Here is a 17,132-nt window from a genome sequence, read left to right as displayed (position 1 = left end):
CCTACTATTCCTTATGCTGCTAACTGGGGCTGAAACACCACGTCGGCATAGTAGTTGCTGGCGCTGAAGCTGCTGGTCGGGAAGAGCCCGGCACTGTTGGTGCCGCCATAGGCGTAGACGCCGTTGCCGCCGCTGGACGCCGATGAGGGCGCCGTCAGCGGGCCGCTCGTGAGCGAGTTGGTGAAGAAATTATTGGTCACGACGTAGGCTCCGCTCGTGTGGTACGAGGCGACATAGGTCGTGTTGGCGGCGATCGAGACCGGCGTCGCCAGCGTCACGGTCTGCCAGCCCGTCGCCGTGGTGTTGCTGAAGGTTGCGCTGGCGAGCTTGGTGCCGGTCGAGCTCCACAGATCGAGGAGGTCGGAGCCGGTGTCGCCGGGGCTGCGGTAGAACTTCAGCGCGGTGATCTGGCCGGCCGTCGAGGACGTGAACTTCACACCGACCTCGAGCGGCGTGCCGTCATTCAAATTGGTCTGCGCCGGGGTGCTAGATGCGGCGAACAGGCTCACCGGCGCCGTCGTCGTCACGGCGATGTTGAACGTCTCGCTAGCGGAGAAGCCGCCTGGATCGGTGGCTGACGTTTTCACGCTGATCGTGCCGACGTTCGAAGAGGTTGGCGTGCCGCTGAAGGTGCGGGTCGATGCGTTGAAGGTCAGCCATGCAGGAAGCGCCGAGCCATTGGCGAGTGTCGCCGCGTAGGCGAGCGGGTCGCCGTCGGAATCGGTGAAGGTGTTGGCAGGCAGCGTCAGCGAAAAGGCCGAGCCGACGGTCGCGTTCTGATCGGGCGTCTGGTTTGTAAGCACCGGCGCCGTGTCGGTGCCGCCGGAACTGTTAAACACCACGTCGGCCCAATAGTTCGAGGCGCTGAAGGTGCTGGTTGGGAAGATGCCGGCGCTGCTGGTGCCGCCGTAGGAATAGACACCATTGCCGCCGGACGAGGCGGACGACGGCGCCGTCAGGGGACCGCTCGTCACAGCGCTGGTGAAGAAGTTGCTGGTCACGACATAGGCTCCGCTCGTGTGGTACGAGGCGACATAGGTCGTGTTGGCGGCGATCGAGACCGGCGTCGCCAGCGTCACGGTCTGCCAGCCCGTCGCCGTGGTGTTGCTGAAGGTTGCGCTGGCGAGCTTGGTGCCGGTCGAGCTCCACAGATCGAGGAGGTCGGAGCCGGTGTCGCCGGGGCTGCGGTAGAACTTCAGCGCGGTGATCTGGCCGGCCGTCGAGGACGTGAACTTCACACCGACCTCGAGCGGCGTGCCGTCATTCAAATTGGTCTGCGCCGGGGTGCTAGATGCGGCGAACAGGCTCACCGCCGCCGTCGTCGTCACGGCGATGTTGAACGTCTCGCTAGCGGAGAAGCCGCCTGGATCGGTGGCTGACGTTTTCACGCTGATCGTGCCGACGTTCGAAGAGGTTGGCGTGCCGCTGAAGGTGCGGGTCGATGCGTTGAAGGTCAGCCATGCAGGAAGCGCCGAGCCATTGGCGAGTGTCGCCGCGTAGGCGAGCGGGTCGCCGTCGGAATCGGTGAAGGTGTTGGCAGGCAGCGTCAGAGAAAAGGCCGAGCCGACGACCGCGTTCTGATCGGGCGTCTGGTTTGTAAGCACCGGCGCCGTGTCGGTGCCGCTTGAAGTGCTAAGCACCACGTCGGCCCAATAGTTTTCGGCGTTGAAGGTGCTGGTCGGGAAGATGCCGGCGCTGCTGGTGCCGCCGTAGGAATAGACACCATTGCCGCCGGACGAGGCGGACGACGGCGCCGTCAGGGGACCGCTCGTCACAGCGCTGGTGAAGAAGTTGCTGGTCACGACATAGGTTCCGCTCGTGTGATACGAGGCGACATAGGTCGTGTTGGCGGCGATCGAGACCGGCGTCGGCAGCGTCACGGTCTGCCAGCCCGTCGCCGCGGTGTTGCTGAAGGTTGCGCTGGCGAGCTTGGTGCCGGTCGAGCTCCACAGATCGAGGAGGTCGGAGCCGGTGTCGCCGGGGCTGCGGTAGAACTTCAGCGCGGTGATCTGGCCGGCCGTCGAGGAAGTGAACTTGACGCCGACCTCGATCGCCCTGCCGTCATTCACATCGGTCTGCGCCGGAGTGTTGGAGGCCGTGAAGAGGCTTCCCCCGCCACCAACGTTGATGCTGACTGTGGCGGGGCTCGTCTGCAGATTGACGCTATCGTCGGTCGCCCGCGCCTCAATGAGATGCGTACCGGCGCCTGACGCTACCCATGTGTAGCTCCAGCTCGTGGTTCCGTTCGCCGGGTGCCAAGTCGTGCCGCCATCAGTTGAAACCTCGATGCCCGCCACCCGTCCCCCAACGTCCGATGCGGTGCCATTGATCGTTACGCTCTGGCCCTGACTGAAGCTCGTCCCGCCCGTCGGGGAGCTGATAACGGCGGTCGGCGCAGTGTGATCAGTTGAGGCCTGGGCGAGTACAAGGCTCGCCTGCAACGTCTGCGGTGTCACCCCCATATCGGCGAACAAGTTGACCATGGACTGCTGCACGGCCGGGCTGACAGGCTCTGTGAGTCCGCTGTAGGGCGCGTACTGATTCGATAGTCCCCACGACCACATCACGGTTCCGGCGCCAAACACCAGCGCGCCGCTCGTCGGATTGCGGTAAAGCGTCAGGCTGTGCGTGGCCGTCCCGGGCCCCGTCGTCAACCCGTTATCCAGCAGCAACGTGTTGACGTTTCTTGTCGTCGACGACATATCGATCAAACCGGCTGGTCGGAAGCCATTGTCGAGATCGCTGTCCCACTCGTAGCCGAGCAGCCCGGTTAGGGTGCCGCCATTGCCGCTGGCAATACTGGTGTTTCTCCAGAAGCGGAGCTGCGACATGCTGGCAGGGACAGAGATGTTGTCGAGCGTACCAAGATCGTCGACCGTGAAGATTGTGCCGGAAAGCGAGTTCTCCGGAGTTCCGGGTCCATAGACCGGATCACGGAATAGACCCGCTCCACCGCCGGCGGTGCCGTTCGGGTCGAGTTGTGTCCCGCTCCAAATGTCCTTGTATTCCACAACCGTCCGGTTGGGAGTCTGGCTGGAGTCGTAGCTCGGCGCGAGTGCAATATCCCAATAGATTTGATTGCCGCTGAGGAATCCGAGGTTGACCCCCGCGCCTGCCGCAGCCTTGACATTGGCGAATTGCGATTGCGACCAATATTCGTCGTGGCCGACATCAATGTAGACCTTGGTATTACGCAGCAACGGGGCATTGCTCGCGGCATCGATACCGGAAATGTAGTTGAGATCGTAACCGTTCTGCTCCAACCAATAGATCGCGGCGTATTCTTCGCCGAATAGGAAGTCCTGCGGCCCGGCGAACTGAGCGGTAGAGTTCATCGCGATCGGACGATTATAGCTGACGGCATAGGCACGATCGCTGCGACCGTTGGGGCCCGCATACAGATTATATCCACCCCAAGGATTGTATGCTTCCCAAGTCGTATCGCTGGTCTGAAATAGAATGTCCGAGGTGGTACTGTCGTTGCGAACGATGAACGGAATCATGTTCTGGTAGCCACCCGTATCTGACGTCAGCTTCGCGAAGTAGACTCCCGATACTGCTGTGCTCGGGATCGTCCACGAATCCGTTACGGACCAGTTTCCGGCGTCGACGGTTCTGGTCGCAGTATTGAAGATCGCGCTCGGCTGATTGTCCGTTCCAGTGTGATGCATACTGTTGATCAGGCGTGCGCCGTTGCCGCCATAGTAGCCAAGCCGGTAGATATCGAGGGTATAGCCGTTCACGCTCGAGGCGGTTTGAATCTTGAACGAGACGGTCTGTCCAGCGTTGGTGCTGATCTGCGTCGCGAAGCCTTCAATCTGCGAGTCGCCCTTGCTGGCGATCGAACCGTGGATCGCCCATGTGCTCTGCGGCGTTCCTGCTAGCTGATTCTCCGTGACGATCTTGTTGCTGGCGTCGCTGAACGTCGCTGTCGCAGTCTGTCCGCCGGAAGTCGCGGTGAGCTGCAGTGTCGCACCGGTGGCGCGGCCGTCGGCGGGCACCTGCCATTGCGCGACGACGGTGCCGTTGACGCGGCCATCCAGGTCGCCGGTGCCGCCGTCTCCGATCGTGAATGGTGTATAAACATCGGCAAGGCCGTTTGCGCCCGGCGCGCTCAATAGGTCGGCAATCTGGAATGTGACCGACGCTCCGGCCCGTATGCCGCTTGCAGTGAACGTTGCGCTACCGCCAGGCGCGTAATCGGCGTGGTCGGTTGTGACTGATAGCGAGCCAGTTGGGAGAGAATTGGCGGTAGGTTCGTGATGTGCCCAGAACGCCGGCGCCGCCTCAGCGGCGAAAGGCGGGAACGAAACCCGCCTGTCCAATGTCGCGGACGTCGACAACAGATCCGCCAATCTCGAGTGAGACGCCGCCTGGCCTGCAGCACTGGACAGGAGTTCTGGCCCGCTGACCGGCTCCACACGAGGCGGACTCCAAAGCCCTTCCCATGTCTGCGGGCCGTAGCCGACGGTTGCATTCCAGAATGCTACACGTTGCGAGACGACATCCTGTCCGCCGGGATCGTTCTCTTCCAGGAAAAGAGGCCTTGCTCCTCGACCAAGCACGCTTCCCCTTTGGTACAGCATGGCCTACCTCCGAAATTAACATAAGAAAATATATTGAATTAAAAAAATACTCTCGCGTCAATTCAATCCATATAAATTTAATGTTAATTTAAACAGGACGTTGACTTTGGCCCAGGAACAGGCGCGGAAGCCGCCTGAAGGCGACCTCCGAGGCACGCGACTTTCACGCCCTGTCGTTTTTCAAGCGGTTGCACGAACATTCCTGCATCAATGGGCGATGCGACCGTGCCGGTATCCAGCCAGGTGTATCCCCACCCCATGCGCTCGACGTGGAGAGCGTTGGCTGAAAGGGAACGCGTTTGCAGATCGGTGATCCCGAGTTCTCCGAGTCGCGACGGCTCCACGCGATGGGCATACCGCACCACGCGATTATCAAAGAAACAGAGGCCGGTGATTGCCCAATTCGATGCCGGCTTGGCGGGCTTCTCCTCGATCCTTACCGGGTGATCCGCCTCGCCAAATGTAACGACACCATATCGTTCCGGATCACGGACGTGATACGCGAAGATTGTGGCGCCTTCCTCACGCGCCGCCGCCCGGGCAAGGAGCTCGCTCAGGCGGTCGCCGAAGAAGATGTTGTCGCCAAGCACCACGGCCACGCGATCGCTTCCGGTGAAATCGGCGCCGACTATGAACGCCTCCGCGAGCCTCTGGGATGCGCTTGTTCCGCATAGCTGAGGCGAATGCCCCATTGGCTTCCATCTCCGATCCACAGGCGTCGGGATGACCAGGATCTCGCGGATGCCCGCCAGCATTTGCGTCGACAAGAGATAATAGATCATCGGCTTGTCATAGATTGGTAGCAGCTGCTTGCTGATCACGCGTGTGATCGGGTAAAGCCGCGTTCCGCTGCCGCCAGCCAGGACAATTCCCTTCAGCATCGGTGTCTCCTCCGACGAGTTGGTCGAGACAGGTTTCGAGAGAGTGGCGCCAGGCCGGCAATCGAATTCCAAACACGCGTTCTGCTTTGGACGAGTCCAGGCGCGAGTTTACGGGCCTGCGAGCAGCGCGCGGATACTGCTCTGTCGTGATCGCTTCCAACGCCGGCGGCCGTACCCCGCGACGGGACAAACCGTCGAAGATTGCCTCGGCGAAGCCGTGCCAGCTCGTTGCTCCCTGGCCGGCCACGTGAAAGATTCCGGCTGCGATACGGCGGTCATCGGTGAACGACCGCTCTGCAATCTTCAGGAGCGCTGCGGCCAGATCCGCCGCTGACGTCGGGCTTCCGTGTTGGTCGCAAACGACCCTTACGACCGGACGCGTTTCGGCCAGCCGCAACATTGTCCGAACGAAGTTGCCGCCTGTGGAGCTGTAGATCCAAGATGACCTGACGACGGTCGCGAGGGGATGCGCCGCCAACACGGCCGCCTCGCCGGCCAGCTTTGATGCGCCGTATGCGTTCAGCGGCGCCGGCACATCGGTTTCGTCGTAAGCCTCGCATTTGGCGCCATCAAAGACATAATCGGTCGACACATGTACAAATGGAATGTTTCTCTGCCATGCGACATCCGCCAACGCGGCCGCACCATCGCGATTGATGCTGAAGGCTTTTCCGACTTCGGACTCCGCCTGATCCACGGCCGTATAGGCCGCGGCATTGATGATCATGCAGGGGGCGATCGAGGCGACCGTCCTGTCGATTCCGTCCCGGATCTCGAGATCGAGCTGCTCACGTCCGAGGGCCACCGCAGTCAGACCGCGAAGCGCAGCGAGATCACGAAGGCAATTGCCCAATTGGCCATTTCGACCAACAATCAGAATCGGTTGTTCGATCATCGGCAACCTCAGTGTTGGGTGGCTGGGAAACCAAGACGCGAGCCGTCGTAGACCATATTGCGAGCCCGTGCCCACCAGGTGCCGCTGGCCAGATACCATTCGACCGTGTCGGCGAGACCTTGCTCGAAGCTTCGGGTCGGCCGCCATCCCAGCTCGCTGCGAGCTTTGGACGCATCGATCGCGTAACGTGCATCGTGTCCCGGACGGTCCCGCACAAACGAGATCAGCGATCGCCTCGCTGCCGGCCCTGGACGCAAGCGATCGAGCACGTCACAAATCCGGGTGACGACCTCCAGGTTCGAGCGCTCGCTGTCGCCGCCGAAATTGTACTTCTCTCCGGCCCTGCCTTCGAATAGCGGCCTGATCAGGCCTGCTGCATGGTCCTCGACATGAAGCCAATCGCGCACGTTGCTGCCGTCGCCATAGACAGGCAACGACTTGTACTCGATCGCGTTGAGAATCGTCAGCGGAATGAGCTTTTCCGGGAATTGAAACGGTCCGTAATTGTTCGAACAGTTCGACACGATCACCGGCAAGCCATAGGTCCTGTACCAGGCGAGCGCGAGGTGGTCCGAGGCGGCTTTGCTCGCCGAATAGGGTGAACTCGGCCGATAAGGGGTGTCTTCCCGGAAGCAGTCGGCCGGCCCTAACGAACCGTAGACCTCGCCCGTCGACACGTGAATGAACCTGAACTGTCTCTGCCTCTGGCTTGAAAGCCCGTCGTAATATCGCCTGGCTGCTTCCAGCACAGTATAGGTGCCGACGATATTGGTGCTGATGAACGCCGCCGACCCGGTAATCGACCGATCGACATGGCTCTCCGCTGCCAAGTGAATGACTGCGCTCGGCTCCCATTTGTAGAACAGACGAGTGATCGCCTCCTGATCGCAGATGTCGTGCTGCTCAAATCGATAACGGCTGGTACCGTCGACGGATGTCAGCGATGCCAAATTGGCAGCACAGGTCAACCGGTCGACATTGACGACCGAGGCCCCCGCTTCCAGGACCAATTGGCGACAGACCGCAGACCCGATAAATCCTGCTCCACCCGTCACCAGGACACGCATGACACGTCCTCTATTCAAGTACTGAAGCAAGCTGGCCGAAAGTGGGAAGCGCTCGATCCTTCGGCGAAAGTTGTGCCTCTGAGGCCTTCACCGGCCACTCGATCGCTAAGTCGGGATCCGCCCAATAAACGCCGCCATCGTGGTCCGGCGAGTAGACTTCATCGACCTTGTAAAAGACCGTGGTTTGAGGCTCGAGCGTGCAGAAGCCGTGAGCGAACCCTTTTGGAACGAGCAGCTGCTCGTCGCTCTCGCTGTCCAGTCTAACCGAGACGTGCTTGTCCAATGTCGGGAACAAGCGCCGAAGATCGACCACAACGTCGAGAAAGGCTCCCCTTAACACCCGGACCAGCTTGGCCTGGGCGAACGGAGGCCGCTGGAAGTGAAAACCGCGAACCGTCCCAACCCGCTCCGAGGAGGACTGGTTGCCCTGGACGAAGTTGTGGGCAATTCCCTTTCCGGCAAAAGCGGAGCGGCGAAATGTCTCGCAATAATAGCCACGGGTATCGGAAAAACGATCTGTTCGGACCATTTTTACGTCCGGAGTGGCCAGACTTCGCACTTCCAGCATCGCGGCACGCTCCAGTACGTCAGCCGTCGATCCATGCAGACGAGCCGGCCCTGTCTTCCGGACATCCTCGAAACCGAGCGGACGGCCCCATCAGTTCAGCCATCAGTCCGGTTAGGGGAAGGCGTCCGGTTTAATCGACCGCCCCAGCCATCGGTCAGCCGCCAGGAGATATTAATTGCGCCCCTTTAATATCCGCGATTCATTTAATTGGCAATCCACAGTTTATGGGATATATTATTTAAATGCCGCCACTCAATTTAACCGGCGTCGGCACCACTTACCCCCGCGACCTCATTGTTGGCCCGAGAGACCTAATTTGATGCTTCAGACCAATCCGCTCCAGACCGACAGAACACGCCTCCCATTGATGCAGACGCCGCCCGACCGCATGGACGGGGCGGGCATCGGCGAGTTGATCAAACTGGCCCTCGTGTTCGCGCGGCGCCAATATCTGGTGATCATCGTCACCGCAGCACTCGTCACTGCGACCAGCCTCATATACCTGCGGCTGGTGCCGCCAACGTATACGGCGCAGGTTCAGGTCCTGCTCGGGAATCCAAGGGCGCAATTTATCGAGAAGCAATCTCTTCTGTCTGAACCCCTCGTCGACGTCGCGAAAATCGAGACACAGTTGCAGATCATTAAATCGAGGGCAACCGCTGTGGCTGTGATCAGCCAGTTGAAGCTCGCTGACCATCCCGATTTTAAGGAATACGGCCCGTCACTGTCTTCGCTGTGGCGCTGGATCCGAAGATGGGGATCAAAACTACCGGAACATTCGCAATCTGCCACATCAGACGAGCCGTCAGAAACGACAATTGCAAACTTTCTGGATCGCCTATCTGCAAGCCGCGTTGGCTACAGCCACGTCATTGAGGTCAACTTCAGCTCAAGCGATCCGGTGCTAGCGGCGGAGATCGCGAATGCAATTGCCAAAGCCTACATCAATGATCAGCTCGAGGCGAAGTTCGAAGCCACTCGAACTGCAACAAGCTGGCTCCGGGAACGGTTGCGAACTCTCGGTGAGGAGGCGCTGACCGCCGAACGTGCAGTTGAGGCTTACAAATCTCAAAACAACATCGTTTCGTCCGGTGGAAAGCCGATCGATGAGCAGCAGATCACGGAGCTCAATACCCGGTTGGCCGCCGCCCGCGCGCAGAGTTCCGAGGCCGCGGCCAAACTAGCTCGCTATGAAAGCCTCCTGAGCTCCGATCCAGCAACACCGTCCTCGATCGGCAATCTCGACGCCGTCGGGGCCGACGCGACGAACAGTCCAATCATTACGGCTCTGCGCCAGCAGTATCTCGAACTCACTAGGCGTGAAGCCGAACTGTCGGCCCGTGTCGGTCGCGACCACCTGGCAGTCGTCAACATCCGGAACAGGATGCGTGAGTTTCGCACCTCGATTTTCGATGAGGTCAGGCGACTTTCCGAAATCAGTCGAAGCGACTTCGAGCTTGCCAAACAGCGGCAGCAAGAAATCGAAAAACGTCTGTCTGTGGCCATTGCGCAATCGCGTCTCACTAACTCGGCGGAGCTCACGATAAGAGATTTGGAGAGTCGGGCGAAAAGCCTGCGCGGGCTCTACGAGACGTTTCTGCAACATTACATGGGCTCGGCTCAGCAGGAGACCTTTCCCATTTCGGAGACGCGGATAATCTTCCCTGCTTCTGCAGCCCAAACCAAGAGCAAGCCGAAGATAAAGGTGGTCCTCGGCATCGGCCTTCTAGGTGGGCTCGCGCTGGGAATACTCCTGGCGTTCGTCAGAGACGTAATGGACCGCGTTTTCCGCACGTCGTCCCAGCTCGAGGCCGCGCTGGAATTGCCGTGCCTGTCTCTCGTGCCAGTGCTAAGTCTGCCCAAACAGCAGAGGCTGACGGCCCGGCTTCAACAGACCCAAGAAGACCTGAATCAACGAATACTGCCGGCTGTTCCAGACATTCATCGCGCAGTCGTCGGCATGCCGCTGTCTCGGTATACTGAGGCAATTCGCTCGATCAAGCTCGCGATCGACCACAGCCCTGCGAAGACCTCCAACCAGGTGATCGGCATCACATCAGCCCTGCCAAATGAGGGCAAGACCACGATTGCCGCTTCAGTGGCGCAACTTATCGTACACAGCGGGAAGAAGGTGATCATTGTCGACTGCGATCTCCGGAATCCGTCGCTCTCGGCCCGTCTCGTCCCCAAGGCCGTGGATGGCATCATTGAAGTCATGAACGGTGATCGCTCACTCGAGGAGGTGCTATGGCGGGATCCGAGGACGGCTCTCGCCGTTCTTCCGGCCGTTCAGCGCGGGCCCGTGCTTCATTCAAGCGAGCTTCTGTCCGACGGCTCGATATGCAAGCTCTTCGAGAGCCTGCGGCAAAGCTATGACTATGTCATTGTCGATCTTCCACCGCTGAGTCCGCTTGTCGACGTACGGGTCACAGCTCCTCTGGTCGATTGCTACGTTCTCGTCGTCGAGTGGGGTCGCACGAAGATCGACGTCGTACAGCATGCACTGCACACCGCCCCGACGATCTCGGACTCGCTGATCGGCGCAGTGCTGAACAAGACTGACATCAAGGCGATGGCGCGATACGACACCTACCGAAGCGATTATTACGATGACAGTCACTATGTCCGCTATGGTCTCTCGAGCTCCTGAGCGCCTGTCGCCGTGCATCATCGCGACTTGTGCGCTGAAGAGCCTACCGATCTGAACATTCGGAGAAACGCCAAGCCCGAGAGGTGCGTCGTATGCTCGTCAGGTTCCTGATGGCGGCACTCCTGGTGTCCGTCGCCGTGGCTTTTGCAATGCCCGAGATCCCGCAAGCGCGAGCGCTATGCTCCGCTGTTCTCGCGATCGCTGTGCTGGCAACCGCAGTTTTCACCTCATCTTCCTCAATCGCGCGCCTGTCACGACGGTTACGCCCCCTTCTCCCCGTCGTTCTCGTTGTACCGGCGATCTACATGACCCTCCAGCTCGCTCCAATTCCTGTCCACGGCCTCGGCAATCCGATATGGGAAACCGCATCGGCCGCATTGAATGTCCCCCTTGCCGGACGGCTCACGGTGGACATAGGCGCAACCATGCAGGCATTCCTGCATTACGGTACTACTGTCGCCCTCGCGCTCATCGCGACCGTCGTCGCGCTGGACAAAGAGCGTGCGTGGCAACTCCTCGCCATGTTGGTTTCGGTCACGGCGATCGTCAGTGCGAACTTGCTCGTGGGGCAGGCGGTCGGATCGGACGGTCTCTCGCCCGGCGATGCTCCGGTGCTGGCCGTAACCGGCGCAGTACCGGCAGTGCTGGGTCTGGTGCTGTCTGCAGCGATGCTGGTCCGTGCCTTCGAGGAGCGCCGCCGGGCCAAGCAGTTCTCGTTTCGGCTGGCGACCACCCTGTCGTTCGCGCTCCTGGCAGCGCTTCTCTGCCTGTCGGCGATCCTTGCCAGGGGAGACGGGACGAGAACTGCCATAGCTGCACTGCTCGGAGTGGGAATCGTTCTCGCCGCGTTCGCGATCCAAAACTGGTTCTATGGGGTCTGGGGAATGGCGAGCGTGCTCGCCACGGCTGCAATTCTCTTTTTGGCGGCGTTCACCCTGCTGCCGGTTAGGCAGAATACCGATCTCACGATCGCCCTATCAGCGCACAACCTGGCGGCGACTGAACGGATGTTGCAAGATGCCGGCCAGGCGGGGTCCGGCGCAGGAACGTACGCAGCACTGCTGCCGATCCATCGCGATATCGGCGCGCCGTTGTCGCGAGAGCGCCCGACGGCTGCCGCTGCCATCGCAATCGAAATGGGCCGCCCATTTCTCTATGGCCTGTTGATGCTTGCGGTACTTGGCGCCGCGGCTTTGCTCAGATGTTCCCTGCGGCGAAGGCGTGACTACGTCTACGCGGCCATCGGGTCCGGTGCTGCGGCTGCGCTGGCCCTGCTGGCCTTGGTCGAGGACGGTATTCTCCAGTTCGGCGCATCGCTGTTGGCTGCCGCGATGTTCGGACTGGCGGTTGCTCAAAGCCAAAGCGATACAGCGACTGCGGCCTTGCCGTCGCAATCGACGCGGCTCGTAAGTGAGCCGGATAATCCCCGTCCGACATGTGCGCCAACACGCACATACGGGATTGCCAATGCATCGATGCGTATTGGATTGGGCTTCATCGCAGTGGTTCTGATCGCGCAAACAGTCAGGCTGCTCGCCCAGCCGTCGTATCCGGGCCGTTTGCCGGTTGAAGCGGCACGCGAAGCCCTTCTAAGGGCGCTTCCGAGCTCGCCCCGCGGCGACGGCGATTTGCGTCCGGGGAGGCTGGCTCCTGCGCCGCAGCCCACCGCCAATGAAGCGGCAGCGTCACGGCCGGAGATCGGAGGCGGTCCGGCCGCGCCGATGGTATTGGCACGGGCACTGCAGTATTCGCCGCTACGAGGCGATCTTTGGCTCATGCTCGCGGCGCTCTCGAGGGAGCAGAGATCGGCCGACTATGACGTCGCGGCCTTGCTGAAGCTGTCGTACTACACAGCACCAAACGATTTGGCCTTACTTCCGCTACGGCTGACTGTCGCTCTCGGCGAGGTCTCGGTCGCAAGCGAGCCTGAACTGCGTGAACTGGTGCAGCGTGACGTCAGGATTGCCCTGACCAAACAAGCCAGTCTCCGCCCCGCTCTGATTGCCGCCTATCAATCGGCGTCGGCAGACGGGAAGGGCCTGGTGGACAATCTGATTTCGGAGTGGGATTCAGCCGCTCTTCAGAGCATGCGCAAGGAAATTCGGGCTCCTTCGCCCGGAACGGAACTCCCTCCGCCCAACAGACCACCCGGCCGCGGGACAGCGCGGTAACTTCCGACGTATTCCGCTCGCTGGACAGGCGACCGAGCATATGCGGCAGGGAGATACCGATATTTAAATAACGTTATTTTCGCTTGAAACATTCAATAAATTAATAATAGATTAAATACTAATCCCGAGTGCCTCGCCATGAACTTCGTGAACCGACACCTCCCCGATCAGAATGATGCGGCTCGTGTCAGTCTCGAGCCGTCGGCATCCCGGCATAAATGGCCCCTGCGTTATGACCGGATCGAACACGTTGCGCTCTGTGCCGATATCGCGACGATTCTGTTTGCCAGCATCGTCTCCACGCTTCTGTACCGGCTCCAGAACGGGCAGACCGGGGGAGACCACGGCAACGCATTTGGCTTGGCACTGGTGAGCGCAGCTTGTCTGGCGTCTGTGCTGAAGGCTCAAGGCCTCTATCGCCCGATTGAGCTCCTCGTGCTCAAGAACCAGGTTCGTGCCGTCTGCGTGACCTGGGCGTCACTGTTGCTCTTGATTTGGGCTGCGTACGGCTTTGCAATTCGCCCGGGCGCATCTCAGGAAGCAGGCCCACTCTTTGCCATCGTCGGCCTGGCGTTACTTGTGGCCGAGCGATGGGGGATCAGGTCGCTGCTGATAAGGGGTCTGAGCGAAAGAAAATTCGCTAGCACCAATATCGTTCTAATCAGCGACCAACCGCTTTCGAAGAACGCCGGGCTGCCGGAGGCCCTGGCTATGCACGGATATTGCGTCAAGGGACGATTCAGCCTGCCGCCGATCGGCTTCGGGCCTGCCGGTCGAAAGCGGCTCACTTCTCGCGTGATCGACTATATTCGCAACGCTCCGCTCGACCAGGTGGTGGTCGAGGCCAGTCCCGAGCGATGGCCCGAGCTCCGGGCGCTGGTCGCCGATCTCCGGGTATTGCCGTTCCCGATCGTGTTCGTGCCCGTCGGCACGACATCCGAACTGCTTCGACATCCGACTCGGAGCCTTGGAAGCGCCGTTTGCGTTGAATTACAGCGCGGTCCCCTAAGCTCCCTCGAATGCGCGGCCAAGCGGATCATTGATGTTGTCGGCGCGGGGCTCGCGCTGGCGATATCTGCACCGCTGCTTGTGCTGGCTGCAGTCGCAATCAAGCTGGATTCTCCCGGCCCCGTATTCTTCCGACAGCAGCGCTGTGGCTTCAACGGCCGGACATTCTTGATCCGCAAATTCCGGACCATGCATGTGCTCGAGGACGGCAACCTGATCGCTCAGGCCACTCCTCTCGACCGACGCGTCACCCGCGTGGGCAAATGGCTGCGTCGGACGAGCTTCGATGAACTGCCGCAACTGCTCAATGTTCTCGACGGCAGTATGTCACTGGTGGGCCCGCGTCCCCACGCCCTGGCGCACGACGGACAGTTTGACAAGCTCGTGCGAAACTACGCCTTTCGCCGCAAGGTCAGGCCGGGGCTGACGGGATGGGCCCAGGTCCACGGCTGCCGCGGCGCAACGCCCACCGCGCCCATGATTGAGGCACGTGTACAGTACGATCTCTGGTACATCGACAATTGGAGTCTTCAGCTGGATCTCGCAATCCTGTTGCGAACCCCCATGGAAGTATTGCGGGGGCGCAACGCCTACTAGCCTCGATCTCCGCGCGAAGCGCCGAGCTGCGCCAGTCCGCAGGCGCAGCTCGTTCTCACGCCCGTTGCCGAAGCTTCGGAGCCGCTTCTCCGATACGAAACTCCTCGATCCGACGGCCGGATTTCATCGCGGCCACCAACCAACGTGGGCGCTTGCCACGTCCCGACCAGGTTTCGGAAGTCTGCGGGTTACGATATTTCGGCAGTACGCGCGGATATTTGCGCCTCGGTTTGCCGCTCGGAGAGACGCCCGGCCCGTTTGCTTCGGCTAACACGGCCATCCCGCCGCCGAGAACCGCCAGACGCTTCTCCAGTTCCTGCTTTTCCGCCTTGATCCGATCCGACAAAATGCCGCTAATTTCTTCATGAAGCGACCATAGATCATCGATGGACATCGCTTCTAGTTCGAGCTTCTTGGTCGACATGCTAGCATCCTGTAGTTGCGCCCATTTAATATTGTCCCGGCCGAGTAATCAAGAACCCGACTGGGTCAGTCCCCAAAAAAATATGTGGAACCGAACAGCAGTTCGGTGCTCCACATAACTGCGTCGCCGGTTCCAATCAAGACTGAAAAAGGATTATCCCGCTCAATTTAATAGCGGCCAAAGTAACAACACGCGTCCTACGGGCACCGAGGCCCCTTTTCAAACGAAGCACGGCTCATTGAACGAGGCGTGATAGCCGTCTGCCGCGCCGCGCCCCCGGCGAGCATGACCGGCGCGCAAGACCGCCTTTCTTCGCTGATAATCCCCGCGAAATGCGGCCGTCAGCCCGCTGCAACCGCGAGCTTATGACTGCGATGTCCCTCAGAGCGAGCCGTCGCAGCTGGATTTGCAGCTTCAAAGCCTGGATGTCGGTCGATGCCGCCGAGGGAGCGACAAACCGACTGATCGCCGCCTGAAGACGCACCAGCGGGCAGTCGATAATGTCCGATGTTTCTTTTCGAGCCTGCAGCAAGGTTTTCTCGCCTTCGGTAAATCGATGAAAATAATCCTCGCAATATATATTAAATAATATATTATTTATTTATTATCGCGTCAATTTGAAAGACCAGCCTTGGTCCCGTCTGTTATTCGCCGCTCGAAAAGCCATATTCGGGGTGAGAGACAAGCAGGGAGGGCGTCGGTCCAACGGTGACGAGAATGCTATGCACAGGCAGGATCTCGAAGCCATGGATTTTGAAGAACTATGGCTCCTCCACGAGGAGCTAACAAAGATTCTTGCTGAAAAGATCACGGCCGAAAAGCGGGAGCTGGAAAAGCGCCTCGCGCAACTCAATCAACCGGATCAATTCGGTGGGCCGGAGGGCGGGGCGACGGGGACGGGCCCGAGCCAGCCGCCCCGGCGCAAATACCCGAAGGTCGTGCCGAAATACTTCAACCCCCTCAAACCGACCGAGACCTGGTCTGGGCGCGGCAAGCAGCCACGCTGGCTGGTCGCCGCGCTCCAATCAGGACACACCCTGGAGGAGTTCAGGATTCGCGAGAACGGCGAAGCGTCCAACCGGAATGCCGGCGGTCACGAGCATTGATGGCCCCCGCTGCAAATGCCGGCAGGCGCGAGATCGTTCGGCTCGACGGATCGGGAGCTACCAGCTGGCTCCGCACGCGGCGGATTGAAGACGTCGGCCCGGGGACGCGCCGACCGAAAGCGCTTGTGGTTTAGACCTTCCCTGCGCGCACCGCCACGGCCGCCTTCAACAGGAACTGCACGGTGCCCGCTCTCGGCAAGGACCATGGTCCACGCGGACGCGCGGCAGCTTGCTGGGCGCCACTTGCCGCTTTTCGGTAGTTTCCGAGATCCAGCACCATCATTGCGAGGAAGGGCAGGCGCGTGGCCGGAAAGCGTGCTTGCATCAACTGTCGCATGAACTGCAGCCGGGGAATCAGTCGGGAGCGCAGCGCTCGCGGAATCTCGACGCCAAGCAGCTCAGCAAGAGCGAGCAGCTGGGTTTCGACCGCGTTCCTCATCAATTCGCCCGGGACAAGTGAGGTAAGCTCCATCCAATCGAGGCCCCCGGCGGAATTGTTTAGATCGCGTAATTCGATCAGGTGCCGCAGGTCGAGGTCGCCGAGCCAGTAACCATAGTCTTGAAATTGGTCATGGATGATCAGCATGAGCGCCCGGTAGGCGGGCGTAGGGACATACACGCGTCCCCGTCCCAGCGCCGCTGGGACGCAATGGTTCAGCGCATGCCCGAAGCTCCGGTAGAGGTACGCGGGACCTGGAGCTGCCTGCTGCAGGTCGATGGTCCCGACGTCCTGCAACCGATTCAACTCGACGTGCCATCTCTGGCTTTCGGGCGGGGTTTGATACTCGATATGGTAGCCAATTGCAGAGAGAGCGGCGATTGCCGTTGCGGCTTCGTCCGGCATGACCATAATATCCAGATCGGACATCAGCCGAACGCCTCGCCGCTCTTCGGGCGCGGTCGCCAGTGTCGATGCCCCCTTGAGCATGATCGGCGTAATTCCCAGGCCGTTCATCGCGACGACGGCCTCTTCCAGTTGAGCGAGCAACCGATCGTTGCGCAGCACGTTGCGGCGGTGGATATGGCGAATATATGTGCAGACGTCCTGAGGCAGCACCGACGCGAACTTGTCGACAAAGTCGATGAGCGCCGGCGTCGTCAGGGTCTGATTTGCGAGCCCGATGACGGACGTCCACTCTACATCGGCGGGCGGCATGCCTCGCAAGCAATTGCAGAGGC

The 17,132-nt window shown here is 60.4% G+C and carries 11 protein-coding genes; 4 read left to right on the top strand and 7 right to left on the bottom strand.

The features are described 5' to 3' along the window. Window positions 1–11 precede the first annotated feature (11 nt). From BRAD3257_RS12645 to rfbC, 5 genes are all read right to left on the bottom strand, one after another. Window positions 12–4,586 (bottom strand): DUF4082 domain-containing protein, encoded by a 4,575-nt coding sequence (locus BRAD3257_RS12645; RefSeq protein ID WP_122402107.1) that lies wholly within the window; start codon window positions 4,584–4,586, stop codon window positions 12–14. A gap of 83 nt (window positions 4,587–4,669) precedes the next feature. Next, a complete protein-coding gene (locus BRAD3257_RS12640; RefSeq protein WP_122402106.1) occupies window positions 4,670–5,467 on the bottom strand; it encodes a sugar phosphate nucleotidyltransferase in 798 nt (265 codons plus the stop codon). Continuing rightward, window positions 5,376–6,362, bottom strand: a complete 987-nt coding sequence (gene rfbD / locus BRAD3257_RS12635; RefSeq protein WP_122406521.1) for a dTDP-4-dehydrorhamnose reductase — start codon at window positions 6,360–6,362, stop codon at window positions 5,376–5,378. Before rfbD ends, BRAD3257_RS12640 begins: the two co-directional genes overlap by 92 nt. A gap of 8 nt (window positions 6,363–6,370) precedes the next feature. Further along, window positions 6,371–7,429 carry a dTDP-glucose 4,6-dehydratase gene (rfbB, locus tag BRAD3257_RS12630; RefSeq protein WP_122402105.1) on the bottom strand — a complete coding sequence of 353 codons (1,059 nt, stop codon included), beginning with the start codon at window positions 7,427–7,429 and terminating at the stop codon, window positions 6,371–6,373. A 10-nt stretch (window positions 7,430–7,439) separates the two neighbouring features. Then, window positions 7,440–7,997 carry a dTDP-4-dehydrorhamnose 3,5-epimerase gene (rfbC, locus tag BRAD3257_RS12625; protein ID WP_122402104.1) on the bottom strand — a complete coding sequence of 186 codons (558 nt, stop codon included), beginning with the start codon at window positions 7,995–7,997 and terminating at the stop codon, window positions 7,440–7,442. Window positions 7,998–8,316: 319 nt separating this feature from the next. On the opposite strand from rfbC, the gene BRAD3257_RS12620 reads away from it, so the two are divergent. The 3 genes from BRAD3257_RS12620 to BRAD3257_RS12610 all read left to right on the top strand — a co-directional run bounded on the left by BRAD3257_RS12620 (window position 8,317) and on the right by BRAD3257_RS12610 (window position 14,423). Further along, complete coding sequence (locus tag BRAD3257_RS12620; protein ID WP_122402103.1) at window positions 8,317–10,647, top strand: AAA family ATPase; 2,331 nt, start codon at window positions 8,317–8,319, stop codon at window positions 10,645–10,647. A 92-nt stretch (window positions 10,648–10,739) separates the two neighbouring features. Beyond that, window positions 10,740–12,818, top strand: coding sequence for a hypothetical protein (locus BRAD3257_RS12615; RefSeq protein WP_122402102.1), 2,079 nt, complete (start codon window positions 10,740–10,742; stop codon window positions 12,816–12,818). A gap of 138 nt (window positions 12,819–12,956) precedes the next feature. Further along, a complete protein-coding gene (locus BRAD3257_RS12610; protein WP_122402101.1) occupies window positions 12,957–14,423 on the top strand; it encodes an exopolysaccharide biosynthesis polyprenyl glycosylphosphotransferase in 1,467 nt (488 codons plus the stop codon). 55 nt (window positions 14,424–14,478) lie between these two features. On the opposite strand, the gene BRAD3257_RS12605 is transcribed toward BRAD3257_RS12610, so the two are convergent. Continuing rightward, window positions 14,479–14,847: an H-NS histone family protein gene (locus tag BRAD3257_RS12605; protein WP_122402100.1), complete on the bottom strand. Its 369-nt coding sequence runs from the start codon at window positions 14,845–14,847 to the stop codon at window positions 14,479–14,481. A gap of 722 nt (window positions 14,848–15,569) precedes the next feature. Here BRAD3257_RS12605 and BRAD3257_RS12600 point away from each other — a divergent pair. After that, a complete protein-coding gene (locus BRAD3257_RS12600; RefSeq protein ID WP_122402099.1) occupies window positions 15,570–15,953 on the top strand; it encodes an H-NS histone family protein in 384 nt (127 codons plus the stop codon). Window positions 15,954–16,083: 130 nt separating this feature from the next. Here BRAD3257_RS12600 and BRAD3257_RS12595 read toward each other — a convergent pair whose 3' ends face one another. Continuing rightward, window positions 16,084–17,109 (bottom strand): nucleotidyltransferase family protein, encoded by a 1,026-nt coding sequence (locus BRAD3257_RS12595; protein WP_122402098.1) that lies wholly within the window; start codon window positions 17,107–17,109, stop codon window positions 16,084–16,086. Between the last annotated feature and the right edge of the window lie 23 nt (window positions 17,110–17,132).

Origin of the sequence: Bradyrhizobium vignae, from assembly GCF_900324035.1 — a bacterium.
Classification (GTDB): domain Bacteria; phylum Pseudomonadota; class Alphaproteobacteria; order Rhizobiales; family Xanthobacteraceae; genus Bradyrhizobium; species Bradyrhizobium vignae.
The sequence above is the reverse complement of the archived record's forward strand: the minus strand, read 5'-3'. Positions and strand labels throughout refer to the sequence as shown.

What these genes read in the sequence shown, in the direction of transcription:
- BRAD3257_RS12645 (WP_122402107.1), bottom strand. Translation starts at nt 4,586, where the DNA reads ATGCTGTACCAAAGGGGAAGCGTGCTTGGTCGAGGAGCAAGGCCTCTT.
- BRAD3257_RS12640 (WP_122402106.1), bottom strand. Translation starts at nt 5,467, where the DNA reads ATGCTGAAGGGAATTGTCCTGGCTGGCGGCAGCGGAACGCGGCTTTAC.
- rfbD (WP_122406521.1), bottom strand. Translation starts at nt 6,362, where the DNA reads ATGATCGAACAACCGATTCTGATTGTTGGTCGAAATGGCCAATTGGGC.
- rfbB (WP_122402105.1), bottom strand. Translation starts at nt 7,429, where the DNA reads ATGCGTGTCCTGGTGACGGGTGGAGCAGGATTTATCGGGTCTGCGGTC.
- rfbC (WP_122402104.1), bottom strand. Translation starts at nt 7,997, where the DNA reads ATGCTGGAAGTGCGAAGTCTGGCCACTCCGGACGTAAAAATGGTCCGA.
- BRAD3257_RS12620 (WP_122402103.1), top strand. Translation starts at nt 8,317, where the DNA reads ATGCTTCAGACCAATCCGCTCCAGACCGACAGAACACGCCTCCCATTG.
- BRAD3257_RS12615 (WP_122402102.1), top strand. Translation starts at nt 10,740, where the DNA reads ATGCTCGTCAGGTTCCTGATGGCGGCACTCCTGGTGTCCGTCGCCGTG.
- BRAD3257_RS12610 (WP_122402101.1), top strand. Translation starts at nt 12,957, where the DNA reads ATGAACTTCGTGAACCGACACCTCCCCGATCAGAATGATGCGGCTCGT.
- BRAD3257_RS12605 (WP_122402100.1), bottom strand. Translation starts at nt 14,847, where the DNA reads ATGTCGACCAAGAAGCTCGAACTAGAAGCGATGTCCATCGATGATCTA.
- BRAD3257_RS12600 (WP_122402099.1), top strand. Translation starts at nt 15,570, where the DNA reads ATGCACAGGCAGGATCTCGAAGCCATGGATTTTGAAGAACTATGGCTC.
- BRAD3257_RS12595 (WP_122402098.1), bottom strand. Translation starts at nt 17,109, where the DNA reads ATGCCGCCCGCCGATGTAGAGTGGACGTCCGTCATCGGGCTCGCAAAT.